1 protein-coding gene is annotated in these 239 nt (G+C 63.6%); it reads right to left on the reverse strand.

Going from position 1 to position 239, the window contains the following annotated elements; genetic code table 11:
• Window positions 1-239 (reverse strand): hypothetical protein (locus SB847_RS22125; RefSeq protein WP_410578899.1); only part of this gene is annotated, 239 nt, incomplete at both ends.

The following is a 239-nucleotide window of genomic DNA, read 5'->3' on the forward strand; positions in this document are numbered from 1 at the left end:
CTGGGAACCGAAAAACTGGACGAACACCGCGCCGTGGGGCCCCTCTGCCAGGAACGCGGCCCAGCGGCCCAAATAGTAGGCGGCCAAGAACCCTGCCGCAATCGCCAAGGGCACTTGGATGTGTGCGTACTCTGCCGGCGGTGAGCGCACCTCACGATACGCAAGAGCGAACAACACGCACATCAGGCCAAGGAATACCGGTCCCCCGGCCCAGTCGTTTGAGGCCGGATGATCCAACG

Source organism: Bacillus sp. SIMBA_026, from assembly GCF_046535335.1.
In the GTDB taxonomy this organism is placed as follows: Bacteria; Bacillota; Bacilli; order Bacillales; family Bacillaceae; genus Bacillus; species Bacillus velezensis.